Below are 22,072 nucleotides of genomic sequence, written 5' to 3' on the forward strand. Positions count from 1 at the left end.
TAAGTTAACTTAATTGTAAAAAAGTATGGGATTTCTTGTTAGTGAGGATTGTCATCACTGCAGCATGACATTTGTCATTATTTATATTGGGGAAGGATAATGTGAGGATGAATATTTGTATAAAAGAAAACCCAAGGTATGGAAACACCTCGGGTTGATTTAGTTTGTTCTTGCTTTGAATGTTAATACATTTATAGGCGGCTATAAAGAAATAGGTAATTAAAAGTCTAAGGGAGATATGAAATTTATTTGTAGTGAGCTGCTTAATTAGACAATAAAATTCCATGTAAAATTCTGATAATTATTGTTAAAATGACTATAAATATATAGATTCTTGGGGGATGCGCTAATGGATAGATTAGTTAATAATACATTGTCTGCTTGGATACTAATAGAGATGCTACATCCTGGCGAGTTAGAGGATATAAAATCATATTTAAATAAAGATCTTTTTTTGTTAAATGAACAGCAAAAGGCAGTACATGATTTTGAATCTTTTTATCCTATATGGGAAGACGAACGTTTTCAGCTTAACCAATTAAGTAGCAGTAAAGGTGAAATACAATTTCAACTTTATAGACATTGCTTTAAGTTTGGGGAAATAGAACAATATATTCGAAGTATTTTTAATGATGAAGAGATTTATAATCCAGATAATAGAAACTGCTATGGATATACCTTCATGATTGATAATGAAGGATACGTGTTAATGGATACGCTCCATGTTCCAATGTTAATGAGTGCATTAAAGTATCTTAAAAATGACAAAAATATCCTAATTGAAGAGACCTACCAAGATCATTTTGAAAAATTTAAGCACAAGTGCGAAGAAATTATAGGAAATAATAAGTTAACTAAAGAAAAACTACACAAACTTGATCAATTATATTCCAAATATTTTGCTTTGTTTGAAACCAATTATCAAGGTTTTTTTAAGCAAGCGATAGGTATAAAATATGTCACTCCAAATGAACAGAGCAATGAACTAAATAGCTTTTATATTAGTGATATGGAATTTGCAAAAAAGGACCCTAATAAAACATTGACCCGATACATTCATGGCGTTAATGATAAAGATAAGAAAGTCATTGATGAGAATAAAGAATATATAGAGCGTTATCTAAAACCAGATTTTTATCCTGATGGGCGTTGGCCTTCTCTAGTAGAACACCGTTTATCATTGATGCAACAAGTTGCTGTAAATCAAATAACACATGATCAAATGAAAATAAGTTCTGTAAACGGTCCTCCAGGTACGGGTAAGACAACGTTATTGAAAGATATATTTGCGCATAACATAGTTGAAAGGGCCAAGACTTTTGCTGAACTTAATAAACCGAGCCAAGCTTTTAAATTCCAGAAGATTCACGAAACAGATCAATTCCCAACTGCTTTTCTAAACGATGTCCATACACACTATAAAATGGTAGTTGCGTCAAGTAATAATGGTGTAGTTGAAAATATATCCAAAGATTTGCCTAAAATATCTGAAGTGATAAGAAGGGATATCTCCTCAAACTTTCCAGAGTATGAAGAAGCTTATCAAAATGTTGCGAAAGAACTTAATATATTTAGTGAAATTGCTGAAAAGTTAATCGGTGAAAAAGCATGGGGGTTATTCTCAGGCGTTTTTGGTAGGAAAGCAAATATTGATAGTGTAATGACACAAGTCCTTACTAGCTGTGAATCAAAAACATTAAATAAAATTTTAATTGATGCGTATAATTCTGTAGATATTAACAAAGAGTGGAAGGATGCTAAACAATCGTTTCAAAAAACTTTAAGTAAAGTTAAAGTGTTAAAAAAAGAAATTAACCAAGGTATAAAACACTTTGCTGATTTTAGAAAAAGTGAAGAACAGTTTATAAAATACCAACAAGAATTAGTAGAACTGAATGATGAAAACAAAAATAATAATATAGATTCCTTAAAACAACGAAAAAAGAATTTAGAAAACCAAATAACAAATGTAGATACACAAATTAATGATTTAAAAGAATATATTCAATTGACAAAAAATAAAAATTCATTCAAAGATAAGTTAAAGCAATTTTTAGGAAGCAATTCTAGTGGTGCTAAAGACATAGATTATGAGCAAAGACATGCAGATTTACTGAGAAAAAAGATTCAATTTAATGACGATAAAATAAGAATAGATACTGAGATAACTATGGCAGTGAATGAAATAAATGAAAGAGAAAGGCGCATCAATCGGATAGAACAAAATTTAATGCAGCTTCGCAAAAATCAGCAGGGCTATTTAAACTTTATAAAAGAACATCCAGATGTCGTGGTGCCGGATATTGAATTTTGGAGAAGCGGAAATGAAGCATATAATATGCGTCAAGAGAAAGTATTGTGGACTTCAGATGAATTACAATTTGAAAGAGGATTATTATTTTTAAAGGCGATTGTACTTCACAAATTGATTTTAATAGGGAATGCTAAATCTATTCAATCAGGGTTATATGATTTTCAGCGACGTTATGAATATTTAGATGCAGCACCTGAGAAAGTAGAAAATGCATGGAACGTAATTCACCTTGTTTTTCCGGTCATTAGCACTACTTTTGCAAGTTTTAGATCAATGTATCAAACGATGCCTAAAGATTTTATAGACTACTTATATATTGATGAAGCAGGGCAAGCTATTCCTCAAGCTGCAGTAAGAGCGATACAACGTGCGCAACACTTGGTGGCAGTTGGAGATCCCGTCCAAATTGAACCAGTGGTAACTATAGATCGTAATTTGATTGACTCTGTAAGGAAAGCATTTAATGTACCTGAGCGATTGGTGAGTATTGAATCTTCAGTTCAAACATTAAGTGATGGAGCAAATATCTACGGTTATTGGAAAGGTGAAGAGGGTGAAAAGCAGTGGATTGGTGTACCTCTGTGGGTGCATAGAAGATGTCTAAACCCAATGTTTACTATTAGTAATAAAATTGCATACGAACAAAAGATGGTGTTACCAGAATATATTAAAAGTAACGAGTTAGAAGGAAAGGTTGGCAGGGTTTCATGGATAGATGTTAAAGGAAAAGCTAATCCAAAACAATTTGTGAAAGAACAAGGTATAGTCGTAGTAGAAGAACTAAAAAAAGACTGGGTTAAAGCTATGAAAAGTGGCAAACAGGAGCCCAATGTGTTTATTATTACACCGTTTTCTAGAGTCAAAAGTGAAATTATTACTTTTGCCAAAAAAGAGTTGAAACCATTAGTTAACCAAAACATAAATGTTAAAAAGTGGTTACATGAATCTATAGGTACAGTTCATACATTCCAAGGGAAAGAAGCAGATAAAGTTTATTTTGTCACTGGTACGGATGATACGCAAAATACTGCTATTCAATGGTCATGTCAGAAGCCTAATCTAATTAATGTTGCTGTAACAAGAGCTAAAAAAGAATTTATTGTTGTTGGTGATAAGAAACGTATTAGTCAATTTAGATATTATCAAGCGATAGATAAAGAAATAAATATATAATTTGTGTAATGATTCTAAAAAAACAACTGGAGAATATAGAGTTGAAATGAAGCGGAAAAGTAATCGTTATTTATTTCTAGATGTTTATAAGAATCTATTGTATTTAAAATAATAGTCATGATTAAAGGAGGAGTTTATGGGCGTTCTTTCTCACATGAAAAGCATGCAGGCAGAAATGTCTGCTGCTGAAAGAAAAATTTTTCAGTTTATTTATAATAATAGTGAAAAAATAGCTAGTATGACAGCAAATGATATTGCTAAAGCATCTGGCGCAAGTAGTCCTACAGTTGTACGTTTTTCTAAAAAAATGGGTTATAACAGTCTTACGGAACTTAAAATTGAACTTTCTGCCGAAACAAAAAAAGCGCCTAGTATGAATTCTTATAGTGATGTCGACAGAGACGACTCTTTTCATAGTTTGAAGAATAAACTCGCTAATAATGCACACTATACAATTGATGAAACCACAGCTTTATTTAATGAAGAAGAATTTATAGATGCTTGTAAGTTCATTGAAGAAAAAGAGTACTGCTACGTTTTGGGTATTGGGGCTTCTAGCTTAACTGCAATGGACATTGTTCAAAAATGGGGAAGATTAGGAAAAAATGTAGTCAGTGAACCAGACTATAATACTATATTACCGCAGCTCATTTTACATCAGAAAGAATGTGTTATTTGGCTAGTTTCAAACTCTGGTATGACTTCTGAGTTAATTTCACTTGCTGAAACCGCTAAGGATTTAGAAATTCCTATTATTACATTGACACAATTTGGACAGAATCCATTGTCTAAACTCGCTGATGTTAGTTTAAAAACTTCGCGGCCAATGGAATCAATTTATCGAAGTGCTGCAACAGATTCTATTTTGGCACAGTTTATTACTGTGGATCTATTATTTTATGTTTATATAAGCCGAAATCAGGAGAATGCTGAGAAAATATATACAACCCGTTCTATAGTAGAAGCGTATAGGAAAAAGTATTTTTAAAAGAGATTTGGCGCGAACTTAATAAACTGTAAAAACGTATAAGTAAGAAAAAATGAATTTAAATTGAAAACAAATAAGGGGCTATTGTTCAGCCCCTTATTTGTTTTATTTAGTTGTAACACTAAAAACAGTATCTTTCGAAGTAACTGCTCCATGTTTTTCTAGTTTATAAGAGTCTACTTTTGTCATATTAGTAATAACAACCAAGATTGATGTATCTTTTTTCGCTTCTTTAATGGCGTTTAAATCGATTTTCGCTATTTTAGAATCTGTCGTAACCTTTTGACCTTCAGTTACTAATATTTCAAAAGGTAAACCATTTAATTCAACAGTATTAATTCCCATATGTAGCAACACTTCTAATCCATTGTCAGTAGTGATACCAATTGCATGTTTAGTGGGGAAAATAGTTGATATTGTACCACTTACTGGCGAAAAAATTTCTTCATTTGTTGGTATAATGAAATAGCCGTCGCCCATCATTTTCTTCCTAAAAGCTGGATCTGTTGATTCTTCTATGGGATGAATAGAACCTGTTGTTACAGCATTGAAAATTTTAGTTTTGTGATTATTAATTTTATTATTATTAACTTGATTAATTGAATCAGTACTTATTTTACTATGCATTAATGATTGTTCCTGTAGTTTATCTTTTGGTATGCCTAAAAAGTAAGTTACTACAAAACCTCCGATATAAGCGGAAAGTAGACCTAATATATAGCCTATCCAATGATTATTAGAAATCAATGGAATAAGCGCAATACCAGAAGGCCCTATTGCAATTGAGCCAATACCACCAATGGCACCTATAACTGCGCCTCCGATGCCCCCTCCAATACAAGCTGTAATAAATGGGCGGCCTAATGGTAATGTTACACCATATATCAATGGCTCCCCGATTCCTAATATGCCAACGGGTAATGCGCCTTTTATCATTTCAGTTAATTCTTCATCTTCACGTAGTTTAACCCATAAAGCAAGTGCAGCTCCCACTTGGCCTGCACCAGCCATTGCCAGAATAGGAAGTAATAATGTCATACCTGTTTCATTAATCATTTGAATATGAATAGGTGTTAAAATTTGATGTAAGCCAAACATAACCATCGGTAGAAATAGAGAACCTAATACAAATCCTGAAAATGGTCCTCCTACTGATAGTACCCAGTTGATCCCTCCCACTAAAATGTTTGAAAGTAATCCAGCTAATGGCATAATCAAGAAAATTTCAAGTAAACCTATTATTAATAAGGAAAGAGTAGGTGTAAAGATAATATCAACAGAATCGGGTATAGTTTTATGCAATTTCTTTTCAATTATTGATAACAACCAGACAGCAAATATAACACCTATAATTCCGCCTTGGCCAGCTGTTAATGCATCGCCTGTAATAAGGTTTTTAATGGCTTTGTCGGCATTCATACCTGTAAGTGTTACTACTGCTCCAATAACACCACCGAGAGTTTGGTTAGCTCCAAAAACTTTTGCTGCATTTATCCCTGTATAAATGACTAAATATGCAAACATACCATTTTTAAGAATATTCATAATATCTACAAACTGTTGCCAAGTTGCGGCATTTATTGTTCCAGCAGTAATCAAATTATTCATTACTGCGGCAATCCCAGCTATTAAACCTGAACCGACAAACGCAGGAATCATCGGTACAAAGATGTTTGATATATCTTTTAAAATAGCTTTTAATGGAGAATTTTTTTGCTTAGCTTTTTGCGCTGCTTTTATTTTTGCTGCTTTAGCATTAACTTTTTCTTTTCCAGAACTTTTTTTGATATTTTCTCCCAGCTCTACACCAGCTAAACTAACCATTTCGTTAGCTACTTTAGTGACCTTTCCAGGCCCTATAATAACTTGTAATTGTTCGTCAAATATAACACCCAACACGCCTGGTATACTTTTCAGCCTTTTTTGATCCACCTGATTGCTGTCACGTATATTCATTCGAATACGAGTCATACAATGATTAACAGTTTGAACATTTTCTAAACCCCCGGCACCCTCATATATTCTTTTGGCAAGTTCATTCAATGTCAATTCTTTTCTTCCCATGTAATTCCCCCTTATTTAAATCGTATTTTTGATAAACCCGTTTGCTTTGGCTAATTTTTGCGTCGCTTCCTCTTTATTACAGTTTGTTAAAATCATAACAATAGCTAATTTTACATTTTGATTGGCTTCTTCAAAGTAATGTGTTGCTGTGTCGTAATCCACTTCCGTTGCTTGCATAATAATTCTTTTAGAACGTTCTATTAATTTTTTATTCGTTGGCTTAACATCAACCATTAAATTTTTATACACTTTTCCTATTCCAATCATACTGACAGTAGAAATCATGTTAAGAACCATTTTTTGCGCGGTTCCTGACTTCAAACGTGTTGAACCTGTTAAAATTTCTGGTCCGCAGTCAATTTCAATTGGCAAATCTGCAAATTCACTTATTTCTGAATTTTTATTGCATGATAAAGAGCCAGTATGTGCACCTATAGATTGGGCATAATTTATTCCACCAATGACGTAGGGGGTCCGACCACTCGCTGTAATGCCTATAACCATATCTTTTGCTGTCAGATTAAGGTGCATTAAATCTCTTTTACCTTGGTCAATATCATCTTCTATGCCTTCTATAGCAGAAACCATGGCTTTATTTCCACCAGCAATTAATCCTATAACCATATCAGAATTCACTCCAAAAGTTGGTACGCATTCTACGGCATCTAATACGCCCAATCTACCGCTAGTACCGGCACCCATGTATATTAAGCGACCATTATTTTTTAAAGTTTTAATTGCGGCATCTGTCAAATTTTCAATTTGAGTTAATTGTTCAGTAATGGCTAGTGCAACTTTTTGATCTTCCTGATTCATCTTTTTCAGTGCTTGACGGATAGTCATTTCATCTAGATTGTAGCTATTTTCATTTCTTAGTTCCGTTGTTAAGTTATCTAAGTTAATCATTTTAATCCTCACTTTCAATATCGTTTTTTAGCAATGTGAATTTCTGACCACCTTTGATATGTGGGATTAAACACCAATCATTTTGACTGATTTGACCCACTACATTAATTTTTTCATCTGCTGGTAAAGAACGTTTAGTAATTTGAATCTCTCCCATATACCGTAAATACTGTGAATTATCAATGGTTACTGAACCAGTGTCACGTTTGATATTAAGTAAAGGTTTAATATTCGGAATTTTTTTCTTGCGAGAATATGCGCTACGAATCACATCTCTTGATTCATCAAGGCGATTTATATGTTCTCCTAGAGTAAAATCGATTTGATTATTAAATGGATCTACATGCAATAAAATATTTTTTTCCATTATATAGTTAGCAAATTGCTTTATTACAGTGTCAGAAAGACCAGGATCACCTATAAAAATTTTATTTGTATCAGATAATAAGTCGAGGGAGGCGGCAAGCGGATGATAGTCACGATGTTTTTCTAGCGTTGGTAAACCTTGATATAGAGGGCCGCGTAAGTTATTATCACCTGAAACGAATGCTTGTGACTTAAGGCCAAAACTTTTTAACCATTTTGCTTTTTTACGATACCACTCTTCATCTAGTCCTGTTTCAGGTCGAGGATAATAATTGTGCCAGGCTTCTAATTGATCAAAGTTAGCATTAGCTAATTTCAGTTCTTGAATGTCATTTTCAGTTATGGTTGAAGCATTTAAAGCAATCGTTATTTTATTTGATAGCTGAGCTATACATTTATTACTAATATGATCATCAGCACGTAAACCTGTTACACCAATAGAGCGTATTTCATTAATATTACTCATAGAAAAACCAGCTTTTTGTAAAGATGAGCTAGATATATCAACCATCAAATCTAAATTTAATGATTTGGTAATATTACCTAATTCAATTAAGAGTTTGCGATACTGAGTGTTATTATCTTCTGGTATATGCAGGGATGTGAAAACACCTGTGAACCCAGAATGAGCCATCTTTTCGATGTATTGTTTTGTTTCAGAAGATAGCGGTTTGTTTAAAAATACTGAGAACCCGAACATAATCTTTTCCTCCAACACAATATATTTTGAGAAATGCGCAATCTTTATTGAAAGCCCTTACATAATTATAAGTCGATTATAATACTTAGGTTCACCTTATGCAATGAAATTTCTTTATTTTTAATTTATAGTGAAATATTGTTTCTGAAATAGACCTCTACGCTGTTTATCAAAAATATTAAGTCTAGTTTTTGTTGATAAGCTATTCTGAAAAGGATGGATCGTCCTTGATTTAAACCTCTAATAGCTGAGTTGAATGTTATCGTTATGTGTATAATTTTAATTTTATTTTTCATTTACTTTAAAGTTATATAAAATTATTTATTTTGAATTGTAAATGTGACATAAAGTTTTTATGATACCAATGTAATCCATTTTATGGCTTCATATCACTGAGGAAGAAGGGATTTTATGGTGCTTTATGAAAATGCATCGATCACACAACATTATGGGCCAGATTTATTCAATCGAGACCCCTCTATACCACCACATACATATGTGGTGCATTTACCTAAAAGTATGGAAGTGCAACGATTGCTATATGCGTTGACACAGTTAGTACAAACCCAATCATTACTGAGGGCCTCTTTTAAGTATGTAGAAGGTGAGTTGAAATATCAGATTCGTCAATTTGCGCCATTTATTGAAGTGGTTCATGAAGATTGTGTATCATCAGATTTAGACTTTGAAAGTGATTTGGAACAAAATCCATTTGATCTAACACTTCCTACAACTGCTCCGCTTTTCACTTTCAAAATCATTTGTTTTACCGATTGTACACTCCTCCAATTCAATGTGAGCCCGCTTATTTTTGATGCGGCGTCAATGCCTATTTTTTTAAGTCAACTAAGTCACTATTATGAAAAACCTTTTCAATTGATTACTTTGACCCAAAGTTTTACTGAATTGATTCAACAAATGCATCAATTACGTCGACTGCCTTCGTTTCAGATGCAACTGCAGCAATGGCAAAGTCATCAAGGTGTAAGAGATACCTATCATGCCTATATGCCTGTTCAAAGTTTAACGGATCAACACCATACACAATGGCAAATGGTTAAGATTCAACATGATGAATTGAGTCTTGATGATATTTATAGCGGTATTATACTTGCGAATCATTTTATTGGGCGTAGCGAAGATGTCCATGTCGGTTTAACGACAACACGAACGCCATCATTCGATGAAGGGAAGGCGATTGGGCCACGTATACGGATTTTACCGGGTTGTTTTCATGTTGACCGCACACTTTCTTATCAACAGTTCAAGACACAGCTTTCCAGTCGAATGAACACGATTGTTGATGAAGAGGTGTTACATTTAACAGATTTAATCGAGGCACGTACCGGCTTTCCGTTTGAAACGTTAATTCATTCAGAACCTATTCATTATACATTTGAAATAGCAGGCGAAGTTTGTGAAGCTGAACGCTTAAAACCGATTGAGACCGAAGCAGCGCTCGATGTATATGTTCAAGAAGTCGAGAATGGTTATGTCGTAAAGATGTTATATAACCGCAATCAATATGATGATTTAACAATTGAAACGTATGCAAATTTGATTCGTCATTTATGTCTTCAAGGTGTGACGCGTCCAGAAGTGCCAATGAACACCTTTTCGTTAATGACGACAGACCAAGACGAGTCGCTATTACAACAACTGTTGCGAACAGAATCTGCGACTTTTGCGACGGTACCTGAGTTGTTTGCCGAACAAGTCCAACGTCATCACGACAAAATAGCAGTTAGATTTGAAAACGACAGCTTAACGTATGCGCAACTTGATCGGCTGACGAACCAAGTTGCACGTCAAATACGTGCACGTGGGGTGAAACCTAATGACTATATCGCGGTGATGGCAGAACGCAGTATGGAGATGATTGTAGCAGTTTTGGGTATTGTGAAGTCTGGCGCTGCGTATGTACCGATTGATCCGGATTATCCTGAAGCGCGGATTCAATATATATTAGAAGATGTGCAACCGGCTTTATTAGTGTTACATCAAGTCGAATTGGATACGACGGTGCCAACTGTGTCATTGAAAGATTTGCAGGTTGGTAGTGAAGCTGCAGTACCTGTCGTTAATCATAGTGATGATGATGTGTATGTGATTTATACGTCTGGAACGACAGGTCAACCGAAAGGCACACGTATTATGCATCAGAGTGTCGATCGCCTTGTTAAAGCAGTCGATTATGTCACGTTAGATGAAACGACAAAAATTCTGTTATCTGGAACCATTGCGTTTGATGCGGTGACATTTGAAATCTATGGTGCTTTATTAAATGGGGGCGAACTGGTCGTCTTGTCTAAAGACCAATTATTAAATCCGAAAGCGCTCGGACAAGCGATTCGAAAATATGAGATTAATACAATGTGGCTAACAGCATCGCTCTTTAATGCGACTGTGAGTACACACGTTGAAGCACTTGAACCGCTCTCCTATTTATTAGTTGGGGGTGAAGCGCTGACGCGGAAGTGGGTTGAGCTCCTACATCAGCGACCAAAGCATCCTCAAATCATTAATGGTTATGGCCCTACCGAAAGTACAACCTTTACAACGACCTATGCAATGCCTGAAACCATTCCTGCACGCATACCGATTGGAAAGCCTATACGTGAAACGGATCTGTATATTTTACAAGGAACACAGCGCTGTGGTGTCGGTGTCCCGGGCGAGTTATGTATCGGTGGCGCAGGTTTAGCGAAAGAGTATCTTAATCGTCCCGAATTAACAGCATCACGCTTTATCGATTATCCGTTTGGCACTGGAAAAGTGTATCGAACTGGCGATTTGGTTCGCTTACAACCTGATGGTGAAATCGATTATTTAGGGCGTCTAGATAAACAAGTTAAAATAAGAGGATTTCGTATCGAGTTAACAGAAATTGAACGTGCCATTGAGCGTATCCATGGCGTTAATAAAGCGGTTGTCGTGATACGAGAGATAGAAGGGGATAAACAGCTCTATGCATTTTATGAAGGAGAACAAGAAATTTCGAATCATACGATGACAACCACGCTCTCTGCGCAAATGCCGAGTTATATGGTGCCGTTGTCTTTCCAACGCATTGATCAAATACCGATGACTGTCAACGGAAAATTGAATACGCAGGCCTTACCTGATCCCGAACTGCGACTTCAAAGTGATTATGCAGCGCCACGCAATGAAATAGAACAAGTTTTGTGCCATATCTTTGAAGAAGTGTTGCATATTGAACGTGTGAGCATTCATGATCACTTTTTTGAATTAGGAGGACATTCGTTAAAGGCAACCTTAGTCGTGAACCGTATCGAACGTGAATTACATAAGTCCATGACAGTAGGCGATTTGATGAAATATCCTACAGTGGCCTTATTATCAGCACGTTTAGAAGACGTGTCCGAAACACATTCAGAAATGATACCTATCATTACATCGAATCAGCAGGCGTATCCTGCGAGTGCGGCGCAAAGTGGTATGTATTTCTTATGGCAGCTGAACCCGGATGATACAGTTTATAACGTTCCATTTATATGGCAATTAAGTGCCCCGCTAGATATTGCGAAATTACGCCATGCGGTGAGCCAATTGATTGAACGGCATGAAATTTTAAGAACGCAATTCGGAATGGAAAATCAACAAGTCTATCAATATATTCAAGACTGTTATACACCTGACTTTGAAGTCGTCACATTAGATGAGCAAGACCCTCAAGTATTGGTAGAACGTATGGTACAGCCATTTGATTTAGAACATGACCGGCTTTTACGTATACGTTATATTCAAACACCAGAAGATGACTTTTTATTTATGGATACGCACCATAGTGTTAACGACGGCATGAGTCAGACTCTCATTTTAGATGAGCTGAGTCAACTATATCAAGATAAATCATTGCCTACGATGACGCATCAGTATAAAGATTACAGTGAATGGATCAAACAACGTGACATGACAGACCATCATGCGTATTGGCATCAATTATTAGCAGAAACGCCCCCAACGTTAGAGCTCCCACTGGATTATCCAAGACCTCATGTCAAATCAACAGAGGGGGATATGTATCAATGGCAGTTAGATGAAGTGCTAAGCCATAAAATTAGACAGTATGTTCAACAACATGATGTGACTGACTTTATGTTTTTTATGAGTGTCATTATGGTTTTATTAAGTCAATACAGTCGTCAAGAGGAGATTGTGTTAGGAAGTGTGATGAGTGCGCGGACACATCCAGATACGGAACGCATGTTAGGGATGTTCGCGAACAGTGTCGTGTTCAAAGGTCAACCGACACGCAATAAACCGTGGCTGACATTTTTAGAAGAAATGAAAACGATGAGTTTAGCGGCTTATGCGCACCAAGACTATCCATTTTCTGTCTTAGTGGATGAATTAATCGCGCAACGTGATGCATCACGACACCCATTTTTTGATGTCATCGTTGTGCGTCAAAACAATGAAGTGCATCATGCGCATTTTGGCCATAGTCGACTCACACATCAACCACCGAAAAGTACCACAGCGAAGTTTGATTTGTCTTTCATTATTGAAGAAGTGCATCATCAATTTGTTTGGAATATTGAATATCGGACAGACCTGTTTCAAAAAGAAACAATCCATCATATGTGTGATCAATTTGAAGTGATGATCCAGACAATATTGGAGCAAGACTTATTACGCATTGGTCAATTGCCTATTGCGCGACCCGACATGCGTCAGTGGCTTGAAACACATGTGACACCAAAACCGATGGCGTATCCTGAACAGGAGACTGTCGGCAGTCGAATTGAACAGTTGGCGCTACAAACACCAGAGGCTACAGCGTTGATTTTTGACAACCAACATCATTCGATACATAGGTTATATCGACGTGCATTAGCTATTGCGCGTCATTTGTACGAACAAGGTTGTCGTAAAGGAGATCGTGTGGCGCTTCTCATGACAAGGGGCCCAGAAATGATTGAAAGTATGATTGCTGCGGCATGGCTGGGTTGTCCTTATGTGCCGATTGATCCAGATTATCCGGCATCACGGATTGACTTTATTTTGAAAGATGCGGAAGTGAAACATATTTTGACGAATGCGCCAGCACACTCTACAACTGTGACCAATTCGGATGTGAGAAGTTGTGTTATACGAGAAGATGATGCACAAGTGATTCAATCAAGTGAACACGTGGAAGCGAACGATGTATTGTATATGATTTATACATCTGGAACGACAGGTCAACCAAAAGGCGTACAAATCACACATCGTAATGTAATGAACTTAGTCACAGGTTGGTCTCAATATATACAACTGACGTCTCAAGATGTGTTATTACAATACGCCAATATTGTGTTTGATGCGTCTGTGATGGAGATTTATTGTGCGTTATTCAATGCATGTCCTTTAGTGATTGCTTCTGAACGAGAAAGAAAGGACATTTTCGCTTTAGAACACTGTCTCCGTACACAACACGTCACTGTTGCTTCGATCCCCGCACAACTATGCATGATGATGACCGACTATCATTTACGTTGCTTAGTGACAGGAGGTTCTGTGAGCACGCCAGAACTTGTTGATAGGGTTCGACCGCATTGTGAAATGTATGTCAATGCCTATGGACCAACCGAATCCACAGTGATTACAACGGCATGGATGGATGACGGCAAGTCCACATTACAACGCGTTCCGATTGGACGACCAATCCCGAATGTACAAGTGTATATTATGTCTGAAGGACGACTATGTGGTGTGGGTGTACCTGGAGAGCTTTGTATTGCGGGTGACAGTTTAGCAAAAGGTTATTTAAACCGTCCTGAAGTTAATGCACAAGCTTTTATTCCGCATCCTTGGGGTGATGGACAATTATATCGCACGGGCGACTTAGCGCGTTATTTAAATAATGGTGAGATTGAATTTTTAGGTCGCATCGATCAACAACAAAAACTGAATGGCTATCGTATTGAATTAGAAGAAATTACAAATCAAATGAACCAAATCGCAGGTGTTTTGGATAGTGCAGTCACAGTGGATCGTACACGTGCACATCCATTTTTAGTGGGCTATTATGTAGCTGAAACAGAGCAATCTGATGTGATACGACGTGCACTCACAGATCAGTTGCCACAGTATATGGTGCCACAGGTGTTCATTAAATTGGATCAATTGCCTTTAACGCCTAATGGAAAATTAGATACGAAAGCTTTACCTGCTGCGGATTCACAACAAGTCCGTACGTTGACCCCACCACGAAATAAACAAGAACAACAATATGTCGATGTATTCGAACAAGTATTAAATGTGAGCCCGATTGGCATTGACGATGATTTCTTTGAACTCGGTGGTAACTCACTTGCGACGATGAAAGTCGTGATGTTGCTGAAACACAAAGGAATTGAAACGTCGATGCAAGCTATTTATGAATACAAAACCATCCGTGCGTTAATAAACCAAAGCGAATCGACACAGTTAAATGTCCCGGGAAATATTGACGCCTTGCAAACGATGATTGCGACTAATCAAACGCCTTTGTCAAAAGTGTCACAACAATCTTTAGGAACAGTATTACTGACAGGTGCCACCGGATTTTTAGGTGCTTATTTACTTTATGAACTAACTGAGCGCCACCAACGTGTGCATTGTCTTGTTCGGGCAGAAAGCGCATCACAAGCCCGTGACCGTTTAATCGACAATTTGAATCATTATTTTGAGCCATCGACGTGTGAAAAAATGATGCACAACGTTGACATCATATATGGTGACACAAACCAAGATTTCACACAGTTAGCTACGTCTATCGACACGATTATTCATGCGGCGGCGCGAACAGACCATTTTGGCGAAGATGAAGACTTTTATGAAGCCAATGTCAAAAGTACAGCACAGCTTATCTCCTTGGCCAAACAAGCTCAAGCTCAGCTGATTTACATTTCTACATTGAGTGTGGCAGGCACCTTTTCTGAAGAACAAGAAGACACGCAATTCTCAGAAACAGCCATTTTTAAAAACCAACAGATTACGTCACCTTACGCACGAAGTAAATTTTATGCCGAGCTTGAAGTATTACAAGCCATGCGAGAAGGATTAAAGGCGAAAATGATGCGTGTAGGAAACTTAACAAGCAGTAGACACGGCAACATCACCATGAAAAATATGCGGACAAATCGCTTTTCTATTGTTATGCATGACTTACTTCAACTCGATAAGATAGGGGTATCTGCGGCACAAACACCAATTTCATTTTCGTTTGTTGATGAAGCGGCACAAATGGTTGTACAATTCGCGGAAATCCAACAAAGCACGTACAACATCTTTCATATTACGAATAACCATGAATATACAATGCAATCGATGCTTGAAAAGCTAACAAATCGCACAATTAAGGTGGTGGATGACGCAACATTTGATCAATATGTACATGATGCCGGTTATTATGCATGGGTGGGATTAATGCATCACGATGATAAGCTGAAACCTGCCATTATCACGCAAGATTTTACACAGTCTGTCATGAACGCACTGGATTTAAGCTGGTCAGAACTATCAGAAACATGGTTAGCCCGTTGGCAACAAAGACTTAACGACACATTCAAGTAGGTGAAATGTAATGATATTAATTGTTAATTTAGAAAAGATGACCACAGCCATAACGAAACAACTTGCGCATAAACAATATCTGTTTAAAAGAAATCATACGAAACACCACTATAAAAGTAATGAAAATCAGCACTGTATTGGTGAACTACTCGTGCATTACGGGTTAAAAACGATGTATCAGCTCGACCCTTTAGATTGGCAGTTTAAATTTGGTGCCTATGGTAAACCTTACATTGACACACCGCAGCCGGTATTTATCAGTTTGTCGTATAGTGGTAAGTATGTCGCTTGTGCATTTGACCAAAGTGAGATTGGCTTAGATATTGAAAACCTCAGTACAATTGAATGGCAACGATTGAAAATGCAATTTACAAATGAAGAAGCACAATGGATTGATAATGAAACACAATTTTATATGATTTGGACGCAAAAAGAAGCTTATGCCAAGTTGACAGGGAAAGGCCTATCAGAAGGTGTTGCAACAAATAATGTATTAGAACCCCTTTATTTTCACGGACAACCTGTCGCATTTCAAACACAGATTAAAGATACTTTGATGATCCAACTTTGCCAAGCAGCGCCCTGTACACAAACGCCAATGATTGAAGTCGATGTTGCGACATTACTGAAATAACCATCTTTATGTAGCTCAACGCGCTATGACCATTGACACAACTTCAATCATTTCAAATGTTGAAGCGGTCACATTTTGCACTTTTAATGACAGTGTGAAGTGTGACTGCTTATTGTCAAAATAAAGTGGATTATTATATGATTTGATTAATAGTGAATTGTAGAAAGATAGCAGATGAGAAAGGGTGTTTCATATGAAACAACATGAAGTGGTGGAAGTAAAGAATGCAGTGGAAGACGCATTGGTAGAGGTACAAAAAGTAAAAAAGTTAATCAAGGACGTCCGTATTTGGAGTGGGTTTGATATGTTAGGAAATAGTTCAATCCATAGCTATTTCAAAAGAAGAAAGATTAAAAAAATGAATACGCATCTATCGCAATTACAAACGCAATTGCAAAATACAGTGCCCATGCTTAAAAATATGGATGAGGATTTAGTATTAGCGATTTCAAATAGTGAAAAAGATCAACTGTATGATGTTTGGTGGGATAATATCTTCACAGATGCTAAAGTACATGGCGAAATCAAAAAAGTGAAAAAGAGTGTCGAACAATTAGAAATCGCTTTAAATCGCATTTTAGCATCTTTGAATTAAACAATTACGCATAGTTCGGCATACATAAAAATTACACTTTTATAATCATAAAACACTTGACTTTATATTGTTTTAACGTAATATAATTAATATAAATATGTTATATGATTTATTAATTATTAAAAAATAATATGAAGGAGTGGAATTTATGCTGAAAATGCTCTCTGCGTTATCGACGTCTCTCACATTGTTGCTCATGCCAATGGTTTTTGCCCCTACGACTTATGCCAGAAGTTTGTTTTCCAGACCGTTACCTTCTTCTACCGTTGCTCAAACTGCACCTAAAATGATGTTAATGAATCACGATGAGAATGACAGTCCGCATCAAGATGCAACTGAAAACAAAACACCCGCAACTGAAAGTGCTCATCAAGATCAACAGAATCGCACCTTGCCTCCTTTTTATTACCCCAATGTTAATGAATATATAATAGAACATCATCTGCCTCACTCAAAAATTGTAAAAGATCCAAGAATGAATACTTTACCACATCTCAATTACAAATATGGAACTTATATCGGTGTTGTGATTCACGAAGTGGGTGAAGATAACCGGACACTTCAACAATGGGTCGATCGAATGTACGCTACATATGAAAGAGCGTTTGTACATGCCTTTGTAGACAATAAAGAAATTCATCTCACTGCACCATCAGAATATTACGTTTGGGGTGCAGGCAAACAAGCTAACCCGTATTTTTACCAAATCGAAGTTGTCAGAATGTATACTTTTGATGATTTTGCAAGATCGGTCAATAACCAAGCGTGGCTCGCAGCGTATATGTTAAAACAAAATCATTTAACACCAACACTCGCTGACGATCAAGAAGGCGTGGGCTCCGTCATTAGTCACAATGCAGTTCGAAAATATTGGGGCGGTACAACACACGTTGACCCAATAGCATATTATGCAATATGGGGATATGATATGCATCAATTCTTTGATTTGGTGAAGTATCATTATAATCATATGTAAAAAATAAAATATAGCTATCTTATCGTATTAGAAAAAACTTTTGTAAGCCATTAATTTAAAGGTTTGTTGCCTGATTTTTTAGGTAGCAAGCCTTTTTAATGTCTATTTTTTTTATGCGATGGTCTTTATTAAAACTACAACTTTTTTCTTGATTTAAAATGCTATAAACTTATCGTTAAATAAAATTAATAAAGGTGTGGTAAAAAATGAAAAAAATATACAATATTATCACAACAGTTCTTATTTTGATCTCTTTAACGATTATTATGACCTCCATCTTTGTGCATAATGAACAATATCAAACGATGATTAATACCGTCTTGTTCATCCTTGTTATATTTATAGGTATATTCGCCGTTACAGTTAGAATCATACACGACAAAACTAAAAAATAAAGAAATCGCATGTTGTTTTACAAATCATTAACTTCATATTGCGATGATGCCTGGCTTTATTCTCTTTTTTGTCAACAAGGAATCGGATTGCTCTTAAAAAGGTAAAATGAAAGGAAATGACACAAATAATGTGTTTTGCGCTATAATTTAAAATAAAGCGTCAATTTATTATACAAGCACCATACGAGGTTAGAAAATAAATCGTTTTGGAGATGTAAGATGGAAGCATTATTTGAGTTAATTAAAAGTCTTTTGTATATTATTGTGTTCATTCCTTACTATTTCATTGCTTTTGGGGTAGTAATGTACGCATTAATACTATGCTTATTGATAGTGAGAGAACCGATCAAGAGATTTTTCGATCGCCATTACTATGGTGAAGATAGTGATCAAATTTCATATGCAGCGGGGCCGTGGTTCATTCTTGCATGCGCTGTGTTAATTAGTTTCATAATTATTGTAGTATTACTTTATATTTTTGCACTTCTCTTAGGAGAAGTTCTGATATTTATTTTATTTGTTATTGGTGTGTGTTTGTTGTATAAAAAATTTAAGTCAGGGTTTAAATAGAGAGGGTTTGAGTCTGGATGGCATATCAAAGTGAATTTGCGTTAGAGAACGATGTATTAAAACAGTTAACTCAGATGGGGTATGAACAATTAAATATTCATACACACGATGAAATGTTACAAAATTTTAGAGCAATTATTAATGAGCGTCATATAGAAGCACTCAATCATCAACCATTAACAGATACTGAGTTTGATCGTTTAATTACAGATATTAATGGTAAATCTGTGTTTGATAGTGCAGTTATTTTAAGGGATAAGTATGTACTCAAACGAGACGATGAAACGGTTGTTTATTTAAGCTTCCTTGATCAAAATAAATGGTGTCAAAATAAATTTCAAGTTACAAATCAAGTGAGTGTGAAAGATACTTATAAAAGTCGATATGATGTGACAATTTTGATAAATGGTTTACCATTAGTTCAAATTGAACTTAAGCGCAGTGGTGTCGCTATTTCAGAAGCATTTAATCAGGTAGAACGTTACCGCAAACAAAACTTTACTGGCTTATTTAGATATATCCAACTGTTTGTGATTAGCAACAAGATGGAAACACGCTACTATGCGAATAGTGATTTAACGATATTGAAGAGTCATATGTTCTACTGGAGTAATGAAAAAAATGAAAGAATCAATCATTTGAAGCGTTTTATTGAGGACTTTTTAGAGCCGTGTCATCTCGCTAAAATAATCAGTCGCTATATGATTGTTAATGAGACTGATAAGATTCTTATGGCTTTACGTCCATATCAAGTGTATGCAGTTGAAAAATTGATAGAGCGTGCACTTGAAACTAATAACAATGGTTTTATTTGGCATACGACAGGAAGCGGAAAAACTTTAACCTCTTTTAAAGCGAGTCAAATCTTGTCGCAACAAGAAGGTATTAAGAAAGTCATCTTTTTAGTAGACCGAAAAGATTTAGACAGTCAAACGTTGGCTGAATTTAATAAATTCCAAGAAGATTCTGTTGACTTAACAGACAGCACGCGTAAATTGTTAAAGCAACTAGGGGATGCAACATTACCATTAATTGTGACAACCATCCAAAAGATGGCACATGCGATTAAATCGAATGACCCGGTTATGAATCAGTACGAGCACGACAAAGTCGTATTTATTATAGATGAATGTCACCGAAGTCAATTCGGTGAAATGCACCGCTCAGTTAAACAACATTTTAAAAATGCGCAATACTTTGGTTTTACTGGTACACCGCGTTTTGAGGAGAACAAGAGTCAAGATGGCCGTGCCACTGCCGACATCTTTGATAAATGTTTGCATCATTATTTAATTAAAGATGCGATAAGAGATGGTAATGTTCTTGGTTTCTCTGTAGATTATGCACGTACATTTGACCCTAAAAAAGACTTAGAAGAAGAATATGTTAGTAAAATCAATGAAAAAGAAGTTTGGATGGCGGAAGAAAGAATCAGTAAAATTACTAATCATATCATTGAAAACTATGCTAAAAAAACAAGAAATGGTCATTATACCTCTATGCTCACAGTACAAAGTATTCCGATGGCTATTGCCTATTATGAAGCTTTTAAAAAAGCAAAAGAAGCAGGTAAACATAATTTAAATGTCACAACCATTTTTACATTTCAACCTAATGAAGATTCAAATGAACAAGAAGATTTTGTACATTCAAGAGAAATGTTAGATCGCGTCATGGTAGACTATAATGCAATGTTTGGGACAAACTTTAACACGGATTATTTTGATGGCTTTTTCTCTGATGTCTCTAAAAAGATGAAGAAAGTGATACCTGGAGAAAAAATAGACATTCTTATCGTTGTTGACATGTTTTTAACAGGATTTGATAGTAAAAAATTGAATACGCTTTATGTTGATAAAAATCTAAAATATCACAATTTGATTCAAGCTTATTCAAGAACGAATCGTGTTGAAAAAGAAACAAAGCCTTATGGTAATATTGTTTGTTATCGTGACTTGAAAGTGGAAACAGATCAAGCGATAGAAATCTTTTCACAAACTGATAATACAGATACTGTACTCAGTGGCTCATATGAAGAATATCTAGCTGACTTTAAGGAAATATTGAAGCAATTATTTGCGCTGGTTATCACACCCGCTGATATAGATCAGTTAGAGCGAGAAGATGACCAAAAAGAATTTGTATTGATATTTAGAGCTTTAGCAAGCTTATTGTTAAAATTAAAAACGTTTGAAGAGTTTGAATTTACACCAGAACAGTTGGGAATTAGCGAGCAAACCTTTGAAGATTATAAGAGTAAGTATTTAAACTTATATGAAAAAGTAGTGAAAAGTAATAAAGAAGAGTCTGAGGGTGTTTCTATCCTTGAGGATATTGATTTTAAAGTAGAAATTCTTAGAAATGATTTAATCAATGTACAATATATTATGAACTTAATTGGTCAGATTGAACTTAAGGATAAAGTTGAACAAGAACGTAATCGGAAACAAATTCACCAATTATTGGATCGTGCAGATGATGAACAATTACGTCTAAAAGCAGATTTAATCCGTCAATTTTTAGATAAAGTTGTGCCAACATTAAAAGAAGGTACAGATGTGAATGAAGCTTACTATCAATATGAAGAAGCTGAAAAGCATAAAGAAATTGAAGCATTTGCGGAAGATAAAGCATATCCGTATCAATTGTTAGGTCATATTATCGAAGAGTATGAATATAGTGGCAGTATTAATAAAAATACTATTGATGAAGGATTGAAGAACCAAGGTGGATTTTTAGCAAGAACGAAAACAGCGAATAAAATCAAAAGCTTTGTTATGGAAACAGCACAAAAATATAGCAGCATAGAATAAATTTTAAAAATAACT

At 35.6% G+C, this 22,072-nt stretch carries 10 protein-coding genes and 1 pseudogene; 7 read left to right on the plus strand and 4 right to left on the minus strand.

The features are described from left to right. Positions 1–349: 349 nt before the first annotated feature. A complete protein-coding gene (locus tag MUA40_RS00525; RefSeq protein ID WP_262569689.1) occupies positions 350–3,487 on the plus strand; it encodes an ATP-binding protein in 3,138 nt (1,045 codons plus the stop codon). A 136-nt stretch (positions 3,488–3,623) separates the two neighbouring features. Next, entirely contained in the window at positions 3,624–4,475 is an 852-nt protein-coding gene (locus tag MUA40_RS00530) for a MurR/RpiR family transcriptional regulator (protein ID WP_016425833.1), read from the plus strand. Between the two features lie 105 nt (positions 4,476–4,580). Here MUA40_RS00530 and MUA40_RS12065 read toward each other — a convergent pair whose 3' ends face one another. From MUA40_RS12065 to MUA40_RS00545, 4 genes and pseudogenes are all read right to left on the minus strand, one after another. After that, positions 4,581–5,102 (minus strand): PTS sugar transporter subunit IIA, encoded by a 522-nt coding sequence (locus MUA40_RS12065; RefSeq protein WP_281183068.1) that lies wholly within the window; start codon positions 5,100–5,102, stop codon positions 4,581–4,583. Next, positions 5,103–6,539, minus strand: a pseudogene (locus MUA40_RS00535) (PTS transporter subunit EIIC); the annotation flags it as partial. Positions 6,540–6,554: 15 nt separating this feature from the next. Next, positions 6,555–7,445, minus strand: a complete 891-nt coding sequence (gene murQ / locus MUA40_RS00540; RefSeq protein ID WP_016425835.1) for an N-acetylmuramic acid 6-phosphate etherase — start codon at positions 7,443–7,445, stop codon at positions 6,555–6,557. Between the two features lies 1 nt (position 7,446). After that, positions 7,447–8,511 carry a DUF871 domain-containing protein gene (locus MUA40_RS00545; protein ID WP_016425836.1) on the minus strand — a complete coding sequence of 355 codons (1,065 nt, stop codon included), beginning with the start codon at positions 8,509–8,511 and terminating at the stop codon, positions 7,447–7,449. 411 nt (positions 8,512–8,922) lie between these two features. Here MUA40_RS00545 and ausA point away from each other — a divergent pair, with 411 nt between their 5' ends. From ausA to MUA40_RS00570, 5 genes are all read left to right on the plus strand, one after another. Then, positions 8,923–16,074 carry an aureusimine non-ribosomal peptide synthetase AusA gene (gene ausA, locus MUA40_RS00550; protein WP_167735808.1) on the plus strand — a complete coding sequence of 2,384 codons (7,152 nt, stop codon included), beginning with the start codon at positions 8,923–8,925 and terminating at the stop codon, positions 16,072–16,074. 10 nt (positions 16,075–16,084) lie between these two features. After that, a complete protein-coding gene (gene ausB, locus MUA40_RS00555) occupies positions 16,085–16,708 on the plus strand; it encodes an aureusimine biosynthesis 4'-phosphopantetheinyl transferase AusB (RefSeq protein ID WP_016425838.1) in 624 nt (207 codons plus the stop codon). 193 nt (positions 16,709–16,901) lie between these two features. Beyond that, on the plus strand, positions 16,902–17,303 hold the full coding sequence (locus MUA40_RS00560; RefSeq protein ID WP_016425839.1) for a hypothetical protein: 402 nt from the start codon (positions 16,902–16,904) through the stop codon (positions 17,301–17,303). Between the two features lie 148 nt (positions 17,304–17,451). After that, positions 17,452–18,279: a peptidoglycan recognition protein family protein gene (locus tag MUA40_RS00565; protein ID WP_016425840.1), complete on the plus strand. Its 828-nt coding sequence runs from the start codon at positions 17,452–17,454 to the stop codon at positions 18,277–18,279. A 982-nt stretch (positions 18,280–19,261) separates the two neighbouring features. Continuing rightward, positions 19,262–22,057 (plus strand): type I restriction endonuclease subunit R, encoded by a 2,796-nt coding sequence (locus tag MUA40_RS00570; RefSeq protein ID WP_262569691.1) that lies wholly within the window; start codon positions 19,262–19,264, stop codon positions 22,055–22,057. Positions 22,058–22,072 lie beyond the last annotated feature (15 nt).

The organism is Staphylococcus schleiferi (assembly GCF_025558325.1).
GTDB lineage: Bacteria > Bacillota > Bacilli > Staphylococcales > Staphylococcaceae > Staphylococcus > Staphylococcus schleiferi.

Coding starts and splice junctions, on each gene's coding strand:
- MUA40_RS00570 (WP_262569691.1), top strand. CDS start 19,262: ATGGCATATCAAAGTGAATTTGCGTTAGAGAACGATGTATTAAAACAG.
- murQ (WP_016425835.1), bottom strand. CDS start 7,445: ATGATTAACTTAGATAACTTAACAACGGAACTAAGAAATGAAAATAGC.
- MUA40_RS00530 (WP_016425833.1), top strand. CDS start 3,624: ATGGGCGTTCTTTCTCACATGAAAAGCATGCAGGCAGAAATGTCTGCT.
- MUA40_RS00560 (WP_016425839.1), top strand. CDS start 16,902: ATGAAACAACATGAAGTGGTGGAAGTAAAGAATGCAGTGGAAGACGCA.
- ausB (WP_016425838.1), top strand. CDS start 16,085: ATGATATTAATTGTTAATTTAGAAAAGATGACCACAGCCATAACGAAA.
- MUA40_RS12065 (WP_281183068.1), bottom strand. CDS start 5,102: ATGCATAGTAAAATAAGTACTGATTCAATTAATCAAGTTAATAATAAT.
- MUA40_RS00525 (WP_262569689.1), top strand. CDS start 350: ATGGATAGATTAGTTAATAATACATTGTCTGCTTGGATACTAATAGAG.
- MUA40_RS00545 (WP_016425836.1), bottom strand. CDS start 8,511: ATGTTCGGGTTCTCAGTATTTTTAAACAAACCGCTATCTTCTGAAACA.
- ausA (WP_167735808.1), top strand. CDS start 8,923: ATGGTGCTTTATGAAAATGCATCGATCACACAACATTATGGGCCAGAT.
- MUA40_RS00565 (WP_016425840.1), top strand. CDS start 17,452: ATGCTGAAAATGCTCTCTGCGTTATCGACGTCTCTCACATTGTTGCTC.